Raw genomic sequence first — 19920 nt, forward strand, 5'->3', positions numbered from 1 at the left:
ATTTAATAACTGTAAAAGTAGTACTAATTTTGATTGGTTATATTTCCCTAATTTTACCAAAAAATTAAATTAAGTGGGAAGTAAGAATAAATTAAAACGTTTTAAAGAAAATGAAACGTTTCAAAATGTAATAGAACCAACTCGTGAGGAAGTAGTTTCGGGCGATTTTGAATGGAAAGGAAATTGGAATAAGAACTTTTTTAAAAATGATAATCCAATTGTTTTAGAATTAGGATGTGGAAAAGGAGAATATTCAGTAGGTTTAGCAGAACGTTATCCTAACAAAAACTTTATCGGAATCGATATTAAAGGTGCTCGATTTTGGCGTGGTGCAAAAACAGCTGTAGAAACAGGATTGAATAACGTTGGTTTTCTTCGCACACAAATTGAATTAATCGAATATTGCTTTGCCGAAAATGAAGTGGATGAAATTTGGATAACCTTTCCCGATCCACAAATCAAATACAAACGAACCAAACACAGAATGACAAATACCGAATTTTTACAACGCTATAAAAAAGTGCTCAAAAAAGACGGAATTGTTCACCTGAAAACCGATAGCGAATTCATGCACGGCTACACACTTGGTTTATTGCACGGTGAAGGTCACGAAGTGATATATGCCAATCATAATGTCTATCGGAATGAAGGTTCACCGGAAGTGGTGACGGCCATTCAAACATTTTACGAAAAGCAATATTTAGAAATTAATAAAGCAATCACATATATTCAATTTAAAATAAAGTAAAACGCCATAAATGAACCTCACCCTTCCTATCATCCTCGGACTTTCAGCAGCAGCCATAGGAACAACTCCACCCGGATTGCTCAACATGACTGCCGCAAAAGTGAGTATGCGTGACGGAAGAAATCGTGCGTTATGGTTTGCATTTGGAGCTTCAATAATTGTTTTTTTTCAAACCTTATTGGCTGTTTTATTTGCTCGGTTTATTGATAGAAGAGCCGATATCAGTGCTGTTTTACAAGAAATTGGTTTAGTCATTTTTACGGTCTTAACGGTTTATTTCTTATGGATTGCCAAAAAACCTAAAACCAAAAAAAAGAAAGAAGAAATTAAAATGCGAAGCAAATCCAGTCGTTTCTTTTTAGGAATGTTGTTGTCTTTACTTAATTTATTTCCAATTCCGTATTATGTTTTTGTGAGTATCACATTAGGTTCGTATGGTTATTTTAATTTTGATACGTTCTTTATTTATTCTTTTTCTGCCGCTTCAGCCATTGCCGCTTTTTTAGTTTTTTTCGGATACATTTCTTTTTTTAAAGGGAAAGAAAAAAAGGATTCTTTTTTATCCAGAAACATCAATTATGTCATCGGTTCTATAACCGGAATAGTAGCATTGATTACTTTGTTCAAAATTTTCTCGCAATAATTTCTTTAAAGATGGAAGAAAATTTTTTTGAAAGAGTGTATACCATCGCCAGACAAATTCCGTATGGAAAAGTCACTTCATACGGAGCAATTGCCAAAGCTTTAGGAACAGCTCGTTCAGCCAGAATGGTTGGTTGGGCAATGAATGCTTCGCACAATATGGAAGACGTTCCTGCACATCGAGTAGTAAATCGAAAAGGAATACTTTCCGGAAAACATCACTTTCAAGGCACTAATTTAATGCAACAATTACTGGAAAGCGAAGGTATTGAGGTGGTTGATAATCAGATTGTGGATTTTGAAAAGGTTTTTTGGGAGCCCGAGGTTGGTGATTTGAAGTAATTAAACAACATTTTAGTTTTTGCTAAATTAGAAATTGCTAAATATTTCATTAGTTAGTTTCAAATATAAATCTTGTTGTACCGTCATTATGATTAATTATTCTTTTGTTCTTCAAATTAATAGTTAAATCCTTTTGGGTAAGAATAAATTCGTCCAAAAAGTCTTTTTCTGTCATTCCTTGTCCGCCAATAAATTCATAATGACCTTTTGTTTTTTCAACTTCAAAATTTCTGAAAGAGTTTAGTCCATAAGAAAAATCGTTAAGTATTATATTATTTCGTATTTTCCAAAATAGAAATCTGGTGCTAAGAACTTCTGGTTCATCTCCGATTTTGAAGATTTTCAATTTATTACCTTTGAATGAATATCCTAATAATTTACCTTTATATTTTCCTGCATCTAAACTGTCAAGATTAATTGTTTCACCGTCTGATTTAGCGAAATCACCCAACTTTGTTTGATTAATGAAGAATGTCGCTTTGTTTAGTGAGTACCCACAAACTCCTTTATTAAAAATCATAAAACCGTTTCCGTAAAATGCTAATGAGAAAATGAGTGTTGCTAAGATTGTCCACCATCTTGAAAGATCTTTAAACTTCCAAACACTCGCAATGAACAAAACTACAGAGCTTGTCATCATTGAATATCCAACAAGTCGAGAAGTCAAAACTGGATAATAGACTCTGCAAGTTGAACTACAGCCACAACCAAAGTCACTATGAAAAAAGTTCTCAATAGAATAGTATAAAAGACCCAACAATGCCGTCAAGATTATTGTCAATATAATTCCTACTATCTTCTTAGTTTTAGTCATTTAGTTGTTTTGTTGGGTGCCGTCTTTTATCCTGACCGCTAAATGTTTCCTACTCAAAAATCAATCTCCTTTTATTTTTCTTTACTATTTATTATTTCCGCCATTCGAATCAAATAATCCTCCAAATTTTCACCTTCATTTTTCGGAATCATTTCTATTGCACTCGAAAAACTATTGATTAATCGTTCATTGCGTTCAAAAATTTCGACTAATGTTTCTTTATCTCTCGTTTCCCAAAATTTTCCTTCGTCATAACATTCAAATTTTTTGAGGTATTTTGTCTTGACATAATCCAATAAAAGTATGATTTTTTGATGAATTTCAGGAGTTGAAAATTGTGTTTTTGTTGAAATTGTATATAACATAATCCCATTGATGGATGGATCAATTTGCAAATGATTGTGATTTAAAATTCCACACATTTTTCCATTATTCAAAAATGAAAAACAAACTGGTTCCGAACCTGGTGGATTTAACATTATTCCATATAAATTCTTTTTGTCAATTTCTTTTGAAAAACTATCTTTTGGAAATTTATCTTCAAAAACAAAATATTTCCATTCATTCGTTTTTGCAATATCTTTTATTTCATCAATTAATTCTGAAAGTAATGATGCAGATTTTAATTTTCCGCTGTAATGAATAGTTAATCCCATATTTCGTATTTTTTCCTAATTTTTCCTAATTTTTCAAAAATTTACAAATAATTACAAATCTCATTCCACCAAACAAATAATAAATCGTGTTTTATTTTCATCCATTTGATAATTCAGATAACCACCGTGAGCTTCAATAATATTTTTTGATAAGGTCAATCCAATGCCGGCTCCTTCTTTTCGGGTGGTGAAAAACGGTAGAAAAATTTTGTCTTCAATTTCTGCATCAATACCAATTCCTGAATCGGAAATAGAAATAAACAATCGTTTGTTCTTTTGTTCAGCCGAAATTTCAATGATTTTTTCGTCTTTTCCTTCCAAAGCATACAAACTATTGGTTAATAAATTAATCAGCACTTGTTCCATTTGAAGTGAATCAACCATAATCCATCTATTGAAAGAAATAGTATTTTTAATAATAATATTTTCTTTTTTAAACAATGGATTCATCAATTGAAGTGCGTTTTTCATCAACTGATTGAGTTCTGTTTTTTCCTTTTTAGGAGATGGAAGCATTGCTATTTTCCGATAGCTTTCCACAAAATTTTGCAGATGATTGCTACGGTGAATCATCGTAGAAACACTTTCTTTAATGTCGTCTAAATCGTCTTTTGAAAGCGAATCTTGTTGCATCAACTCATTCAAATTCTGAGTAAGCGAACGAATAGGCGTAATCGAATTCATCAATTCGTGCGAGATGACTTTCATCAAATTAATCCAAGCTTCTTTTTCTTTTTTCTCAACTACTTTTTGAATGGAATCCAACAATACAATGTAATATTCCTGGTTGTAAGCTTTTGTTTTTGAAGCTTGAAGCATAAAGGTTTGGGCGTCTTCTTTGTTCACTCGAATTTGCAGAGACGTTTTCAATTCTTCAAAATTTCGTTCTTCAATAATTTCGCAAAGCGAAGGCAATTGATTTTTTAAATACATCCATTTTGACACTTTCGGAACCATAAAATGACTCGAAAAATAGTCGTTCATCAAAAAAATATTCCAGTCTTCTTCTGATTTTTGAAGAATTAAAACACCGGTTTCAATATTGTTCAAAATGGATCGATAAACCAAATCTTTCGAAACTTGTTCGTTTTGATTCTGTTTCAATGAATCATATAATCGAAACAAATTTTTATAATTATCATACGATTTATGTTTAGAAAAATCCGCCGAAAAATCATTGTTTAAAATCGCTGCAATGGTTTTATCATAAAATAAAAACGTATTTCGAAGAAAAGAAAAAAACTCAATTCCCATTAATAAAAAAAGTAAAAAGCCAAAAATTGATGAATAAACTAAGGAGTTATACAACAACAAAAAACTGCCGATAAATACCAAAAGCAATAGTAATAATCGGATAAAAAGTTGATGATATAATTTTAAATTTTTCAAACCTATTTGTGATTAATCGGTTGAACCCAAATTGTATTTTTCCATTCTTCGATACAAAGCCGCTCTTGAAAGTCCGAGTTCTTCCGCCGATTTACTAATGTTGAAATTGTTTTTATTCAACACTTTTTCAATGGAAATTTTTTCAATGTCGGACAAGGGCATTTCTTCCATTTCAATGAGTGAAAAGTTTATCACATCCAAATCTAAATCGGAACTTTTGATGGTATTGTTTTCACACAAAATCACAGCACGTTCAATGCGGTTTTCCATCTCGCGAATGTTTCCTTTCCAAGCGTGTTTCTGAATTTGTTCCAACGCTTTTTCATCAAAAACAATTTCCTCTCGCTCATATTTTTCAGTAATTTTTTCTAATAAAAAAGTAGCCAACGGAACAATATCTTCTTTTCGTTCGTGAAGCGAAGGAAGTTTAATTTCCATTGTATTGATGCGGTAATACAAATCTTCTCTGAAATTTTTTGTGTTGACTTCTTTTTTCAAATCAAGATTTGTCGCCGTAATAATTCGAATATTCAAAGGTCTAGCCTTGGATTCACCCACTCGTGTAACCGATTTATTTTGAATAACTTGCAATAATTTAGTTTGCAAATGTAACGGTACATTGCCAATTTCATCTAAAAAAATCGTACCGTTTTGAGCCGCTTCAAATCGTCCCGGCGTATCGTTTTTAGCATCTGTAAAAGCTCCTTTTACATAGCCAAACAACTCACTTTCAAAAATACTTTCACTCAGCGAACCCAAATCAACGTGCACAAAAGGTTCTTTTTTTCGGTTGGATTGTTGATGAATATAATGTGCTAAAACAAACTTTCCTGTTCCGTTTTCACCTAAAATCAAAACATTTGCATCTGTTTTAGCTACTTTGTCCGCTAAAGAATATGCTTTTTGAATAGCTATCGATTTTCCGATGAAAAAAGAATCTAACTTTTCTGAAGTTATCGATTTCTTTCTAACTTTTCGGCTTTCATCAACAGCAAATTTCACAACTGAAACCAATTTTTCATTGTCCCATGGTTTTAAAATATAATCAAAAGCTCCTAATTTCAATCCTTCAACGGCGGTTTCAACTTTTCCAAAAGCAGTCATTAAAATCACAGTCGTTTTAGGTGAAAGCGTTTTGATTTCCTTCAACAAATAAATTCCTTCTCTTCCGTCTTCAAAACCAATACGGTAATTCATATCGAGCAAAACGACGTCAATCTCATTATCAGCCAAAAGCTCAACAACTTTTTTAGGATTATTGATCGTAAAAATAGTTTCAAAATGTTTCTTCAAAACCATTTTACAAGCAAAAAGAATGTCTTCTTGATCGTCAATGATTAAAATGTTGGCATTTGTTTTTTTCATAAGCTGTTCAATTGCGAACAATCTGTGTCCGAAAATGAACACTTGATTTTTTGTTGATTTTGAGATGAGTTAAAAATCAATACGTTACAAAACTTTAATTTTTGGCACAAAATTGATATAAACCATTACAAATAAATGTATTATGGACACCATCGTTCCTCGTAAAAATAGAAAAAATAAATACATACTGATCGCTTCTGTAGTTTTTTTGCTATTGACTGTTTTGGTCGTGATGAGTATGACCAAAAAAAGAAGTTTAGATGTTTCTTCTTCGGAAGTTTCAATTAAATCCGTTATGGTTGAAAATTTTGAAGATTATATTGTTTTTCAGGCGAAAGTTGAACCTTTAAATTCAATGCTGATTAATGTCATTGAAGGTGGTTCCATTCAGGAAATTTTTGTTGAAAACGGCGATTTTGTCGAAAAAGGTCAGCCTTTAGCTCGATTATACAACCCAAATACCGAATTAAGTTTTATGAATCAAGAAACGGCGATGATTGAACAAATCAATAATTTGAATAAAGCCAAACTCGATTTGCGAACACAGGAATTAAATTTGGCAAAAGATTTAATTTCTATTGAACACGATTATTTTGACGCCAAAAATTTATATGATTTGAATCAGAAATTATACAAACAAGAAATTCTTTCCAAAAATGAATGGGAAACTACGCAGGAAAATTTTCGATATCAAACCGAACGAAAAAACATCATTCAACAAAGTGTTCAAAAGGAGAAAAAAGACAATCAAATTTTAATCGCACAAATCAATCAATCGCAAGGAATTATGCAAAAAAGTTTGCAAATCTTACGTGAAAACAAAAAGAATTTTTTAGTGGTGGCATCCTTGGCAGGAAGGCTTTCATCATTTGAACCAGTCTTAGGAAAAAATTACTCCGCCGGAGAAACCATCGGTAAAATTGATGTGATGAAAGGCTATAAATTAATGGCTGATGTGGATGAGTTTTATTTGGAAAAAGTCTCTGAAGGTCAAAAAGCAAACATCGAATACAAAGAGAAAATAATTTCAGTTATCGTTTCCAAAGTAATTCCGGAAGTAAAAAATGGTCGGTTTCAAGTAGAATTGCAGTTTGCAAACAATAAAGAACTCGATTTACGTCAAGGATTAAGCTTTGGAGTACGACTTTTATTATCCGAAAAAACAAAATCAACCGTCATTCCAAAAGGAAGTTTTTATCAGGAAACTGCCGGAAAATGGATTTTTGTTGTCAATGGTGATAAAGCAGAACGCAGAGAAATTAAATTAGGAAGAGAAAATCCATTGTATTATGAAGTGCTTTCCGGATTAAAAGTTGGCGAAAAAGTAATAACTTCCGGTTATAAAGATTATGCAGAAGTAGAAGTTTTAAATTTAAATAAAAATTAATCATCAATCAAAAAACGAATAATATGATCACAATCAAAAAATTATCAAAAATTTTCCGAACCGAAGAAGTAGAAACCAAAGCATTAAACGAAATTGATTTGGTTGTCAATCAAGGTGAATTCATTACCATTATGGGAGCTTCCGGTTGCGGAAAATCAACTTTGCTCAATATTGTGGGTTTGTTAGACAGTGCTTCAGGAGGAAGTTATCAATTGTTGAATCAGGAAATGAATGGTTTGAGTGAATCAGAAAAATCGAAAATCAGAAAACAAAACATTGGATTTATTTTTCAAAATTTCAACTTGATTGATGAACTTTCCGTGTTTGACAATATCGAATTACCACTTATTTATAACAATGTTCCAACGTCAGAAAGAAAGAAAAAAGTTGAAGCAATTGCCGAACGTTTGGCAATTTCACATCGTTTAAAACATTTTCCACAACAGCTTTCCGGCGGTCAGCAGCAAAGAGTTGCCGTGGCTAGAGCTTTAATTAATGATCCAAAAATCATTTTGGCTGATGAACCTACCGGAAATTTAGACAGTAAAAACGGTAATGAAGTGATGGAATTGTTAACCGATTTACACGCCAATGGAGCCACTATTTTAATGGTAACGCATTCTGATTATGACGCTTCTTTTTCGCAAAAAACCATTTATATGAAAGACGGAATGGTGATTTCAGAAAAACAAAACAGTAGAAATGTTGACGTATTGGTAACCAATTAAACAGTGAAATTATGATTAATAATTGGATCAAGATATTTTTATATCAACTCAAAAAAAATAAACTTTTCACTATTCTCAACACATTAGGTTTGAGTTTAGGAATCGCAGGATTAATTTTTGCTATTTTGTACTGGAACGATGAGCAGAGTTATAATGATTGGAATCCGCACAAAAAACACGTTATGCACGCAGTAAGTTATGTTTCTTACGATACATACTGGGCAACTTCGGTTGCGACTTTTGAACCGTATCTTCAAAAATCATTTCCCGAATTGGATTCCTATTGTTACTTAAATCAATGGTATTACAACGAAATAATTCAGTTTAAAAACAAAAAAGAAATTGTTCCTATTATTGACGCACAAAAAACTTTCTTTGAATTTTTCCCTTTTGAATTTGTCAAAGGAAATAGTAAAAATCCTCTTCCGGACAAAAACAGCATTGCAATATCGGAAGAAACAGCGGAAAAATTATTTGGAAATGAGGAACCAATTGGGAAAGAAGTGACTTATTCCGGTCGAAAATTAGTAGTAAGAGGAGTTTATAAAATTTCAGGAAAATCATCCCTAGAGCCGCAAGCAGTAACCAATTTAATAAACAGTAGATTAGAAGAAGACAAAGACCAGTGGGGCAATTTTACGTTTGGATTATTACTTAAATTAAAAAACCCATCTGATGCAGAAAAAGTAGCATTCAAATTACAAAGGTTAATGAGTGAAAACCGTGAGTTAAAATGGGCTAAAGAGCAAGGAATTACCTTAGATGAATGGAAAAAGCAAGGCGGATTTCAAACACAAATTCTTTTAGAACCATTAGAAAATGCTCGTCTTCACAGCAAAGTGGATGGTTATGCAGAAGGACAAGGAAATTATCAGTTTTTGATGATTATGGTAGGATTATCGGTTTTAATTTTAATTCTTTCGATTGTTAATTATATCAATTTGGCTACAGCCAATGCCATTCAAAGAGCCAAAGAAGTGGGTGTTAGAAAGATTTTAGGAGCATCCAAAAGCAATATTGTAAAACAATTTATTTTTGAAACAGTATTAATTACAACTTTCTCCATTTTAGTAGCATTAGTTATTGTTGAATTATCATTGCCGTATTACAATGAATTTTTAGGTAAAACTTTACTCATTCACGGAAGCCAATTCTACATCCAATTGATAGTGATTTTTCTAATCGTAATCATCGTAGCGGGAATTTTTCCTTCTGTTTATGTGTCCAATTTTGAAACGCTGAAAGTGCTAAAAGGTAATTTTGGCAGAAGTAAAAGTGGCGTTTGGTTGCGAAATGCGATGCTCATTCTTCAATTCGGAATCGCATCATTTTTTATCATTGGTTCGTACATTGTTTACCAACAAGTAAATTATTTGCAAAATAAAGAATTGGGTTTCAAAGGTGAACAAATCATTCAAATTGATTACCGAAATCCGTATGACTTTTCAAAACAAGGAATGCGAGAAAAATTGCTGTCAAGGTATTTAACTATCAAACAAGAATTGTCTAAAATAAAAGGAGTCAAACAAGTAGCAACCGGATCATTTTCTTTCGGAAATGGAGCAAACTCATCGTCAAGTTTTAGCCATAACGAAGTTACTATTCAAGGGCAAAATATGGGTATGGATTTTGACATGCTCGATATGATGAATATTAAAATAAAAAAAGGAAGAGGGCTTTCTGAAAAATATGCATCCGATTCAATTTCATCCATTTTAATTAACGAAACAGCCGAAAAAATGATGAATGAAAAAGATGTTTTGGGAAAAGAAATTGATTGGAACGGAAAAAAACTTAAAATAGTTGGTGTGGTTACAGACTTTCATCTCAACGGACCACATAACGAAATTCCGCCGATGGCTTTCTTTCACTTCAAAACAGTCGATTGGATGATTTTTAATGTCAATAAAATTTATGTAAAAGTGAATCCCGAAGAATTGGAAACAACCAAAGCCGATATCGAAAAGTTTTGGATCAAAAAGATCGATGGCGATTATCCGTTCACCTATGATTTTGTAGATAAACATTTTGCAAGAACGTATGAAACCTACGTCAAACAAAAAGACCTTTTCTCGTTACTCAACGTCATCGTGATTTTGATTGCGTTGTTCGGATTGTTTTCGTTAGCATCTTATTCCATCCAACGAAGAATGAAAGAAATTGCCATCCGCAAAACATTGGGTGCAGAAACCAAAACATTACTAAAAGATTTATCAAAACAGTATATCGTTTTTTGCCTTATCGGATTTTTATTGGCTCTCTTTCCGGTCTATTTTTTACTCGGAAAATGGTTAGAAAATTTCGTTTATCGTATTGATATTACACTAATGCCGTTTTTCATTGGTTTTGTGATTCTATTGATTTTAACGCTGGTCGTAGTGCTTTCCAAAGCCTATCAAGCTACTAAAGTGGAAGTTTTAAATTACTTAAAATATGAATAAGAGGTTACTAATTGTGTTCTTATTTACTTCGAGCATTTTTGTGCGTGGCCAAGAAATTTCTTGGTCACTGCAAAAGTGTTTTGATGTGGCTTTGAATAACAATATCGACATAAAAATTCAGCAGTTAGAGATTTCGCGTTCCAAGAAAAATTATACGCATCCTATTTTGGAATTGGTTCCTTCGGTAGGATTAAGTGCTAATCATAGTTATAATTTTGGTTCAACGATTGACCCGAGCACCAATGCCAGAGTGAGTTCAGATATTCAGTGGGATAACGTGAATTTGAATGCCAGCATCAATGTACTCGATTTTTCTACCTTATCTACAGCTCGAAAAAATAAATTGGAAATCGAATTAAGCAAAGCCGACAAAGAAGTGATTGAGTACGAATATAAATTGCAACTACTTGAAAAATATTTTGAAGTTTTATACAGTCAAGAACAACTGAAAATCCAAAAAGAACAATTCGAAAATGCAATTTACAATTTAGAAAGAATTCAAAAAGAAGTCGAAATCGGAAGCAAACCCAAAAGTGATTTATATGATATGCAATTCAATTTCTCGCAGGAAGAAAATCAAATTTTAGTTTCTGAACAATTGTACGAATACCAAAAAAAAGAACTTTTTCAGTTAATGAATGATAATGAAACAAATACAAAAAATGTAATTTTAGAACCTTATTTTGCTACAAATTCAAATGAAAATAATGTTGAAATCACCAACAATCCAAAACTGAAATTTGCCGAAATTAATTATAAAAGTTCCAAAAAAGAAGTAGGTGTTCTGCGAGGAGACAACCTTCCGACCTTATCTGCTTTTTATGGGTTTTCAACGTTTTATTCTGCTCCGATAAACAGACCGGATGTAGTGGTAGATAATTTTCAAACACAATTTGACAATAATAAATACCATCAAACCGGATTGCAATTGCAAATACCCATTTTCACCGGATTCAAACATAACCGAAGAATTGCTGCGGCAAAAATTCAAACCGAAAAAACCAAATGGGAAGCCGAACAAGAGAAAATTAAAATCAATCAACAAATCGAATTAGAAAAAACGCAAAAGAATAACTATTTGCAACGCAATCAAAAACTCAAAAATTCACTTGACTTGGCAGAAAAAATGTTTACCACTTCGCAAGCAAAATTCTTAACCGGAAAAACAGATGCAGTTGTGTTTTCAACCATTAAAAACCAGCGATTAAATGCCGAATACGAAGTTTTAAAAAATGATTTGTTGTTTCAATATACTTCTGTGAGAATCAATTTGCTTACTAAAAATCAGTTGTAATATTTTCTTCAGATAGTTAAACATAGCCCACGGTTTCAACCGTGGGATAATTATTTAATTCATACAGCAATATTGTAAAAATCAGTTGTAAAAATCAATTTTCAATTTATAAAGTGTCCAACTGAAAAAAATGCGATTGTTTACCCATAACCTTCCGCTTATCCCTCCATAAACATTTTCAATTCTTTAACTACTGTTTCTGCACTTTTCGTATTATCTTTGTAATCTAAACTCAGTATAAATAAAACTGATTTTTTAGTAATTAAAAATGGTTCATAGTTAGAGATAAAATTATATATGAAACTCGACAGAAAAGAAATACTCAAAGCCTTAGAAACCATTTCTGTGGCTGGCGAAGGAAAGAATATGGTTGAAAGCGGAGCCGTGCAAAACGTACTCACTTTTGGCGACGAAGTAGTGGTAGAATTAGTATTATCAACTCCTGCTTTACATATTAAGAAAAGAGCAGAAGTTGACATCATCAAAACCATACACGATTTGGTGTACGAAAAAGCGAAAGTAAAAGTAAACATCAAAGTAGAAGCTCCCGAAAAACCTGAAAATCCAAACCTAATCAAAGGAAAACCAATTCCCGGAATCAGCAACATTGTTGCCATTGCATCCGGAAAAGGCGGCGTTGGAAAATCTACCGTAACAGCCAATTTAGCCGTAACATTAGCCAAAATGGGATTCAATGTTGGTGTTTTAGATGCCGATATTTACGGACCATCGATGCCAATTATGTTCGACGTTGAGCACTCAAAACCAATCTCAGTTGAGGTCGACGGAAAATCAAAAATGAAACCGGTTGAAAGTTACGAAGTAAAAATTCTTTCCATCGGATTTTTCACCAAACCCGACCAAGCTGTCATTTGGCGTGGACCAATGGCTGCAAAAGCCTTAAACCAAATGATTTTTGATGCCGATTGGGGTCAACTCGACTTCCTGCTCATCGATTTACCACCCGGAACAGGCGACATTCACCTTTCCATTATGCAATCGCTGCCCATCACAGGAGCTGTTGTGGTGAGCACACCGCAAGCCGTGGCTTTAGCCGACGCTAAAAAAGGTGTTTCAATGTTTTTATCAGATGCAATTAGCGTTCCCGTGTTAGGTATCATTGAAAATATGGCTTATTTCACGCCGGAAGAACTTCCAAATAACAAATATTATATCTTTGGAAAAGAAGGAGCCAAAAATTTAGCCGAAGATTTGCAAGTACCAATGTTAGGAGAAATTCCGTTAATTCAAAGCATTCGCGAAGCAGGAGACTACGGTCGTCCGGCCGCTCTTCAAACCGCAACGCCGCTGGAAGCCGCTTTCGAAGAAATTGCCCGAAATGTAGTGCAAGAAGTTGTGAACCGAAACGAAAGTTTACCACCAACCGAAGCAATCAAAATAACCACAATGGCCGGATGTTCGGCTGTAAAAGGAAAGAAATAATGACAAACGAAGAAATTAGAGTAGAAATCGAAAAAGCACTAGACGAAATCCGTCCGTTCCTCAAATCAGATGGCGGCGATATTTCACTCATCGACGTGCTCGACGACAAACACGTAAAAGTACGACTCGAAGGAGCCTGCGTAGGCTGTAGCGTAAACCAAATGACGTTGAAAGCCGGTGTAGAAACGACCATCAAAAAATATGTGCCACAAATCGAAACAGTCGAAAACGTAGCTTAAATTTTTTGGGCGTGACCGCAAGGGTCGGGCTATCCGCTCCAAGTCCTCGCCCAAAAAAACAATTTTCTATGGTCACAAAAGAGCTTCCGCTGGTCGCTTTTTGAGCCCAAGAAAATTTGTTTTTTTGTGCTCCGGGCTTTCCGCTACTATCCCTCACGCAGACCGTGCTAACTGACAAATATCATATCCAAAAGAAAAAAGAAAAACTATTTTCGCAAAGTAAAATCTAAAAACTCAGTAACTCAGTTTCTCAGTAACTCAGCAACTTAAAAGAATGATACAAACCGATATACTCATCATTGGAGCCGGCCCAACCGGACTTTTTGCCGTTTTCGAAGCAGGATTATTAAAATTAAAATGCCATATAATTGATGCACTTCCGCAACCCGGAGGCCAATTAGCCGAATTATATCCCAAAAAACCAATTTACGATATTCCGGGTTATCCCGAAGTATTGGCTGGCGATTTGGTCAACAACTTAATGGAACAAATCAAGCAATTCCAACCCGGATTTACCTTGGGGGAAACCGCCGAAACCATCGAAAAACTAGAAGACGGAAGTTTTATTGTGACCACCAACAAAGGCACACAACATCAAGCAAAAGCCATCGCAATTGCAGGTGGTTTAGGAACATTCGAACCCAGAAAACCAATTCTTAAAGACATCGAATTCTACGAACAAAACGATCGTGGAGTAGATTATTTCGTAAAAGATCCTGAAAAGTATCGCGGAAAAAAAATCGTCATTTCCGGTGGTGGTGATTCAGCTTTAGATTGGAGTATTTTTCTATCTGATGTGGCTTCTGAAGTAACCTTAGTTCACCGTAGAAACGAATTTCGTGGAGCATTAGATTCGGTAGAAAAAGTACAAGAATTAAAAAATTCCGGGAAAATAAAATTAATCACGCCTGCAGAAGTCATTGGTTTCAAAGGATCCGAACGCATCGAATCGGTTGACATCGAAATCAACGGAGCAAGAATGAATGTTGAGACTGATTATTTTATTCCGCTTTTTGGTTTAACACCAAAACTCGGAGCAATCGCCAACTGGGGATTGGAAATCGAAAAGAATGCTATCAAAGTTAATAATGCACTAGACTATCAAACCAACATCGAAGGAATTTATGCCATTGGCGACGTAAATATTTATCCCGGAAAATTAAAACTCATTTTATGCGGATTCCACGAAGCCACTTTAATGTGTCAAAGTGTTTATAATCGACTAAATCCCGGAAAAAAGTACGTACTGAAATACACCACCGTTTCCGGTGTCGATGGTTTTGACGGAACACGAAAAGAAGCCGAGAAAGCAGTTGTTAAATCGATAGAATAATTTATTTTTGTTTCAAGTTTCAGGTTTCAAGTTTTTTGGTAACCTGAAACTTGAAACCTGAAACAAAAAACTATGTCCCAAGACATCACTATCAAAATCATCGACCGAAACGGAACAAAACACGAAGTCCAAGCTCCAACCGATATGAACATGAACATCATGGAATTGGTTCGTGCTTATGAGCTAGCTGAAGAAGGAACTATTGGTGTTTGTGGTGGAATGGCGATGTGTGCTTCTTGTCAATGTTACGTTTTGAATGAAAACGACGTTCCGCTTCCGGAAAAATCACCTGACGAAGATGCGATGCTTTGGGAAGCCTATCACGTTAAAGAAAACAGCAGATTAGGTTGTCAAATTCACATTACAACGGAAATTAACGGTTTGGAAATTGAATTGGCTCCTGCACAATAGTTAAATCCCCAAAATATTCTTTCCGATAGGAAGTAGTCTTTCTACAAATTTTGAATAAGCCAATTCAGACGGATGCAAATTATCGGAAGCAACCAAATCTGGGTGGTTTAATCCTTCTCGAGTAATATCTGTGATGTTTACAAATTCAATTCCCAGTGATTCAGTATGGTTTTTTGCGAATAAATTATATTCATCAATTTGATCTGAAATATTCTCCGGATTTGAACTTCCTTGTCCGAAAGGTGTAAAAGCATAATCCGGAATTGAAACTACAATAACACGATTTTTGTCTCCTTTTGCTAATGTAATTGCTGTTTGTAACAACTCAGGAAATTCAGTTTCGTATAATGAAAAAGGTCTGTTTTGGTATTGATTATTCACACCAATTAACAACGTAACTAAATCATATTCTGCTATTAAATTTTCATTCGCAATGGCGTTTTTTAAGTTGGTTGTTGTCCAACCGGTTTGAGCCACAACTTTCACTGAAATATCATCTGTATCGGGTAGATAATTTTTCAAACTATCTTTCAATTGTGCAGGAAATCGACAATAATCACAAACACTTTGACCAATGGTATAACTATCACCCAAAGCCAAATATTTTATATTTCTAACTGTTGGATTTGGAATGTTTTGCACTGTTTCATCATCATTGGAACATCCGAAGAATGATAAAAAAAGAATGATAAATAAATAAATTTGCCTTTTCATATTTCCTTTTTTTGATAAGCTATTAATTCAACTGGTCCTTCTAATATTTCTTTTACAATTTGCAACGTTCCATCGGATTTGGTATCAATAAACCATTTAATTAACGAAATCGTACCTTCCACAATTTCGATTCCGGTTATACTTCTGGGATGGACACAACTTCCGGAATTAAAATAATTTATTGAATTGTCATTAGTATTGGGAAATCGCGGCCGATGTGTGTGACCGGTAATAGTTATGATGTTGTGATTACTTACTATCCATTTTTTAATTCGTCGTTCGACTTTAATTAATTCAACATAATTTTTTGCCGGACTCGTTGGATCTTGTATTCCCCAAACCTGAAGTGGCTTCCATAAAATTTGAACTAAAAACCGATTGATTTTCCATCCGATATAATTCATAAAATCAGCTTGATGAACATGTGCAAAAAAGAGCTTTTGACCTGTTTCTGAATTTTCTAAAACAATGGCCTCACTATATTCAATTCCAGGGAAAAGGGGTTCATCTTTCTCCGTTTTAGGATCGAAGAAAGTGCTTAATTTTTTCTTTACAAAATCTTTGTCTCGATAAACCATATCGTGATTGCCATAAATCATATGCAGGCGATTGGAATCGTGAAATTTTTTCAAAAGCATATAAACATTTTTATGGGCTTCAAAAATTTCTTTAAAAAATAGGTTTTCCCATAATTCATCACCGTCGCCCAATTCGCAATAGCTAAAACCCTCAGTAAAATAATGATTCATTGCGTGGAAATAGATGTTTCGATTGTTTGCAAAATCATCAGCAAAACTGGCATCTCCACGATGACAATCGCTAAAAAGAATGAACTTTGACTTATTGTCAAACGAAATTCTTTTCGCATTTTCAAAAGCTCTTGTAAGTCGGGTTTGTGATGACATAATTAGAAATAATCGAATCTTAAAGATATAAAAAAAACCTCCAAAATTGCTTTGGAGGTTAAAAATTATAATTTGTTTAAGTTTAATTTTTTATAAATCGAATAACTGTTGATTGATCCTCTTTGATAATTTTGATGAAGTAAACTCCGGAACTGTAAGTGGCTGTGTTTACAGTTAAATCGGAATTTGAATTTACTTTTTTATTCTCAATTATTTGACCTAAACTGTTGTAGACTGTGAATTGATTTGGTAGACCAATTTCGTCGGAAATAGTGATATTTAATTGTGAACTAACCGGATTTGGATATATCTTGATTCCATTTGAAAAACTATTTTCATTTGTGCTTAAGTTTTGATCTATTCCAAATGTTCTTGATTCAGATGCTCCAAATTCTCCACCTGAAACGATTATTTCATTTTCAAAGGTTTTAATTTCATAAATTCCAATTCCATACTCACAACAAATTCCATCTTCAAATTCATCAAAAATTGTAAAAGTGTAACACTCATTATCTAAAACGGCTATAGTTTCATTATACTCAGTATTGTCTTCGTAAGGACCGCCGCTAGCTATTTCATTGTTATTACTATCTAACAAAACCCAAGTGGTTTCATCTCCATAATCATCTGTTAAAATAGTAATTGTAATTTGTTCTGTATTAGCTAACACAACATCAAAATTTTGACTTTTTGTGCTGTTTAATTCATTGTCGTCATTAACACCATTTACAGATGTTACAGAGGCATTGAATGTATTGTTTCCTGCGTTAGTTGTTAAAGAAGGTAAATTAATAATTGCATTTTGACCGTTTGTAAGTGTACCATTCCAGTTGAATGTTAAGTCATTATTTCCATCTGTATTATAGGTGATTTCAGCTGAGGAAATTGTATTGTTACCAATATTTGTTAATCGTAAAGATGGAGATAATGTGGTGCCACATTCAGCTAAATTTAAATCTAAAATATCAAGTGATCCGTCATTGTCATACGTTTGACCAGGTTGACAACCTAATGAAGCTCCTAAAGTCGCTCTTCGTTGTGCATTCGTCAAAACAGCAGTCATTCTATCCTTTTGATCTTGTGTAAATACGTTCATACAAGCATCGTCCGAATAATCCATATAATTTTCAACCATATCTAAACCAGGAAATGACGGGCAAGAATCCATTCCAACCGAACAACCACTATTTGCTGCAGAAGCTCTTGGTGTATCTTCGCAATAATCATCCGCATCGCAATTTCCATCACCCCAAATATGTCTTAATCCTAAGTAGTGGCCAACTTCGTGCGTTGTGGTTCTTCCTTTGTCATTTGGAGCAAAATAAGTTCCCGCTGGATAAATATCGCTTGAGCCAAAATAGCGATGACCAATAACTACACCGTCTGTGTTTGCAGGGCCGGTTCCTTCTTCAAGCCCTTCTAATCCGGAGCCTGACGGAAACTGAGCATAGCCTAAAATTTCGCCAATTTCAAAGCCAAAAAATTTGAGAGCAACTTTATTAACCACCCAAATATTTAAATATTCGTTGGGATTCCATTGTGTTTGAGGTTTTATTTCTTCATTTATTTCATCCATTTCCCAACTGGCTTCGCTTCCTAAATTGTAACGATTTATACCGGTCGTAAATAATCCGTTTGGATCGCGTTGAGCCATACAAAACTGAATTTCAGTATCAACTCCTACCGGATTTGTGTTGAATCCGGGAGTTCCTGCAATTCTTCCGAAATCCTGATTTAAAACTGCAATTTGTGAAAGAATTTGTGCATCGGTAATATTTTCATTTACACCTAATCCGTCACCGTTGTGAATGACGTGAACAACAACCGGAATGGTAATGACATTTAAAATCGAATTATCATTTTGCCTTGAAGCCAATCTGTTTGCTTTGATGGCTTCAATTTTTGGGGCTAACCAATTTTCAAATTGAGTATCACTATTTCGGTTTGGATAAAGTTCCCGAAGTTTTTGCTCGTTTTCAGTGGTTGCACATTTAATTTTTTCTAATTTCGATTTTCCAAATTGAATTGCATTTCCATTATTTTGTCCGATAACGGAAAAATGTGAGAACAAAACAAACGATAAAAAGAAAAGTGTTGAAGTAAAATTTTTATTCATATTTGCTGTCTGTAAGTGATTTAAAGGTCGCAATATATAAATAATTTTAACTACTTATTCACTTAAAGTAAGATTTGCTTCAAGAATTTTTTCTTCAATCGCATTCCAAAGACCAATTCGTTTTTCTAATGCTTGAATGGAAATTTCTTCCACCTCTTTCCATTTGGTTTCACTTTCTCCACATAATTCGTTTATCATTAGCATTGCCATCGGACCGTGTTCATCTCCGTCTAACTCGATATGTCTTTCAAAATAATAAATCAATTTAGATAAATCGGTTTCGGGAAAATTAGTTTGAAAATTTTTCAAAATAGCGGTAAACATTTCCGGAATTAAATCTTCTCGTCCAAAAGTGAAAGCGGCAGCAATTTCGTGCGGTTTGCCTTGTTCAATCACTCGGAAAGTAAAATCAAGAAAATCTTTTATGTTTGGATGTAAATCACTTTTTCTAATGGAAACAAATATGTTTTGGGTTTGAATGACATTTACTAAAAATGATTCAATCGGTTTGGTATCTGCACCAGATGATTTCATTGCATCAATATACATTTCATAGTGACTTTGTCTTTTTCCGTCAAGAGAAATATCGGTTTCTTCAGCCAATACAATTTCATTAATCAAATACCTCGTTTCCGGATTTCCGATAGGTAACCACGGAGTAACCGTACACGTTAAAGTGGCTTGTAGAGCTTTGAGGAGCGACATAAAATCCCAAACGGCATAAATGTGACATTCCTGAAATTGCCTTAAATCATCAATGGTTTTGATTTTTTCATATAAAGGATGATGTAATAATTGTTCTTTTTGTGGTTGTATTTTTTTGTTGATGGTAGAAATGTTCATAGCTTTTTTATTTATAAATACGAAGTATAAAGGTTGATAGTTTTACTTTACAAAGCTAAAAAAGCTTCCTCGAACGAAGAAGCTTTTTGGATTATTTTAATGATTGTTTA

General features: G+C 33.8%; 19 protein-coding genes. 11 read left to right on the forward strand and 8 right to left on the reverse strand.

The window, feature by feature from the left end; translation table 11 throughout:
- Positions 1–73: 73 nt before the first annotated feature.
- From trmB to B4N66_RS00915, 3 genes are read left to right on the forward strand one after another with little or no spacing between them, the layout of a single operon-like run.
- Positions 74–748: a tRNA (guanosine(46)-N7)-methyltransferase TrmB gene (trmB, locus tag B4N66_RS00905; RefSeq protein ID WP_112084914.1), complete on the forward strand. Its 675-nt coding sequence runs from the start codon at positions 74–76 to the stop codon at positions 746–748.
- Positions 749–758: 10 nt separating this feature from the next.
- On the forward strand, positions 759–1391 hold the full coding sequence (locus B4N66_RS00910; protein ID WP_291091821.1) for a LysE family transporter: 633 nt from the start codon (positions 759–761) through the stop codon (positions 1389–1391).
- Positions 1392–1402: 11 nt separating this feature from the next.
- Positions 1403–1732: an MGMT family protein gene (locus B4N66_RS00915; RefSeq protein ID WP_291091823.1), complete on the forward strand. Its 330-nt coding sequence runs from the start codon at positions 1403–1405 to the stop codon at positions 1730–1732.
- A gap of 49 nt (positions 1733–1781) precedes the next feature.
- Here the strand turns inward: B4N66_RS00915 and B4N66_RS00920 are convergent, their stop codons facing one another.
- The 4 genes from B4N66_RS00920 to B4N66_RS00935 all read right to left on the reverse strand — a co-directional run bounded on the left by B4N66_RS00920 (position 1782) and on the right by B4N66_RS00935 (position 5956).
- Positions 1782–2546, reverse strand: a complete 765-nt coding sequence (locus tag B4N66_RS00920) for a hypothetical protein (RefSeq protein ID WP_291091826.1) — start codon at positions 2544–2546, stop codon at positions 1782–1784.
- 71 nt (positions 2547–2617) lie between these two features.
- The gene (locus B4N66_RS00925; protein ID WP_291091829.1) at positions 2618–3202 is read right to left on the reverse strand and encodes a hypothetical protein; all 585 of its coding nucleotides are present in this window, start codon (positions 3200–3202) and stop codon (positions 2618–2620) included.
- Between the two features lie 60 nt (positions 3203–3262).
- Positions 3263–4591 (reverse strand): sensor histidine kinase, encoded by a 1329-nt coding sequence (locus B4N66_RS00930; RefSeq protein ID WP_291091832.1) that lies wholly within the window; start codon positions 4589–4591, stop codon positions 3263–3265.
- A 12-nt stretch (positions 4592–4603) separates the two neighbouring features.
- Entirely contained in the window at positions 4604–5956 is a 1353-nt protein-coding gene (locus B4N66_RS00935; RefSeq protein ID WP_291091834.1) for a sigma-54-dependent transcriptional regulator, read from the reverse strand.
- Positions 5957–6098: 142 nt separating this feature from the next.
- Here B4N66_RS00935 and B4N66_RS00940 point away from each other — a divergent pair, with 142 nt between their 5' ends.
- The 8 genes from B4N66_RS00940 (at position 6099) to B4N66_RS00975 (ending at position 15232) form a co-directional block, all read left to right on the forward strand.
- Positions 6099–7343 carry an efflux RND transporter periplasmic adaptor subunit gene (locus tag B4N66_RS00940; RefSeq protein ID WP_291091836.1) on the forward strand — a complete coding sequence of 415 codons (1245 nt, stop codon included), beginning with the start codon at positions 6099–6101 and terminating at the stop codon, positions 7341–7343.
- Positions 7344–7366: 23 nt separating this feature from the next.
- Complete coding sequence (locus B4N66_RS00945) at positions 7367–8071, forward strand: ABC transporter ATP-binding protein (protein WP_291091837.1); 705 nt, start codon at positions 7367–7369, stop codon at positions 8069–8071.
- 11 nt (positions 8072–8082) lie between these two features.
- Entirely contained in the window at positions 8083–10512 is a 2430-nt protein-coding gene (locus B4N66_RS00950) for an ABC transporter permease (protein ID WP_291091838.1), read from the forward strand.
- Positions 10505–11806, forward strand: a complete 1302-nt coding sequence (locus B4N66_RS00955) for a TolC family protein (RefSeq protein ID WP_291091840.1) — start codon at positions 10505–10507, stop codon at positions 11804–11806. The genes B4N66_RS00950 and B4N66_RS00955 overlap by 8 nt, the downstream gene beginning before the upstream one ends.
- 297 nt (positions 11807–12103) lie before the next feature.
- Positions 12104–13249: an Mrp/NBP35 family ATP-binding protein gene (locus B4N66_RS00960; RefSeq protein WP_291091842.1), complete on the forward strand. Its 1146-nt coding sequence runs from the start codon at positions 12104–12106 to the stop codon at positions 13247–13249.
- The gene (locus B4N66_RS00965) at positions 13249–13488 is read left to right on the forward strand and encodes a NifU family protein (RefSeq protein WP_248432573.1); all 240 of its coding nucleotides are present in this window, start codon (positions 13249–13251) and stop codon (positions 13486–13488) included. Before B4N66_RS00960 ends, B4N66_RS00965 begins: the two co-directional genes overlap by 1 nt.
- 274 nt (positions 13489–13762) lie before the next feature.
- Positions 13763–14821: an NAD(P)/FAD-dependent oxidoreductase gene (locus B4N66_RS00970; protein ID WP_291091845.1), complete on the forward strand. Its 1059-nt coding sequence runs from the start codon at positions 13763–13765 to the stop codon at positions 14819–14821.
- A gap of 72 nt (positions 14822–14893) precedes the next feature.
- Positions 14894–15232, forward strand: a complete 339-nt coding sequence (locus B4N66_RS00975) for a ferredoxin (RefSeq protein ID WP_291091847.1) — start codon at positions 14894–14896, stop codon at positions 15230–15232.
- On the opposite strand, the gene B4N66_RS00980 is transcribed toward B4N66_RS00975, so the two are convergent.
- The 4 genes from B4N66_RS00980 to B4N66_RS00995 all read right to left on the reverse strand — a co-directional run bounded on the left by B4N66_RS00980 (position 15233) and on the right by B4N66_RS00995 (position 19810).
- Entirely contained in the window at positions 15233–15946 is a 714-nt protein-coding gene (locus tag B4N66_RS00980; RefSeq protein WP_291091849.1) for an SGNH/GDSL hydrolase family protein, read from the reverse strand.
- Positions 15943–16851, reverse strand: a complete 909-nt coding sequence (locus tag B4N66_RS00985; protein WP_291091851.1) for a serine/threonine protein phosphatase — start codon at positions 16849–16851, stop codon at positions 15943–15945. Before B4N66_RS00985 ends, B4N66_RS00980 begins: the two co-directional genes overlap by 4 nt.
- A gap of 82 nt (positions 16852–16933) precedes the next feature.
- A complete protein-coding gene (locus tag B4N66_RS00990; protein WP_291091853.1) occupies positions 16934–18967 on the reverse strand; it encodes a M43 family zinc metalloprotease in 2034 nt (677 codons plus the stop codon).
- A gap of 54 nt (positions 18968–19021) precedes the next feature.
- Positions 19022–19810 carry a DUF3050 domain-containing protein gene (locus B4N66_RS00995; protein ID WP_291091855.1) on the reverse strand — a complete coding sequence of 263 codons (789 nt, stop codon included), beginning with the start codon at positions 19808–19810 and terminating at the stop codon, positions 19022–19024.
- Positions 19811–19920 lie beyond the last annotated feature (110 nt).

It is taken from the genome of Flavobacterium sp. UBA2787, assembly GCA_002352205.1.
GTDB lineage: Bacteria > Bacteroidota > Bacteroidia > Flavobacteriales > Flavobacteriaceae > Flavobacterium.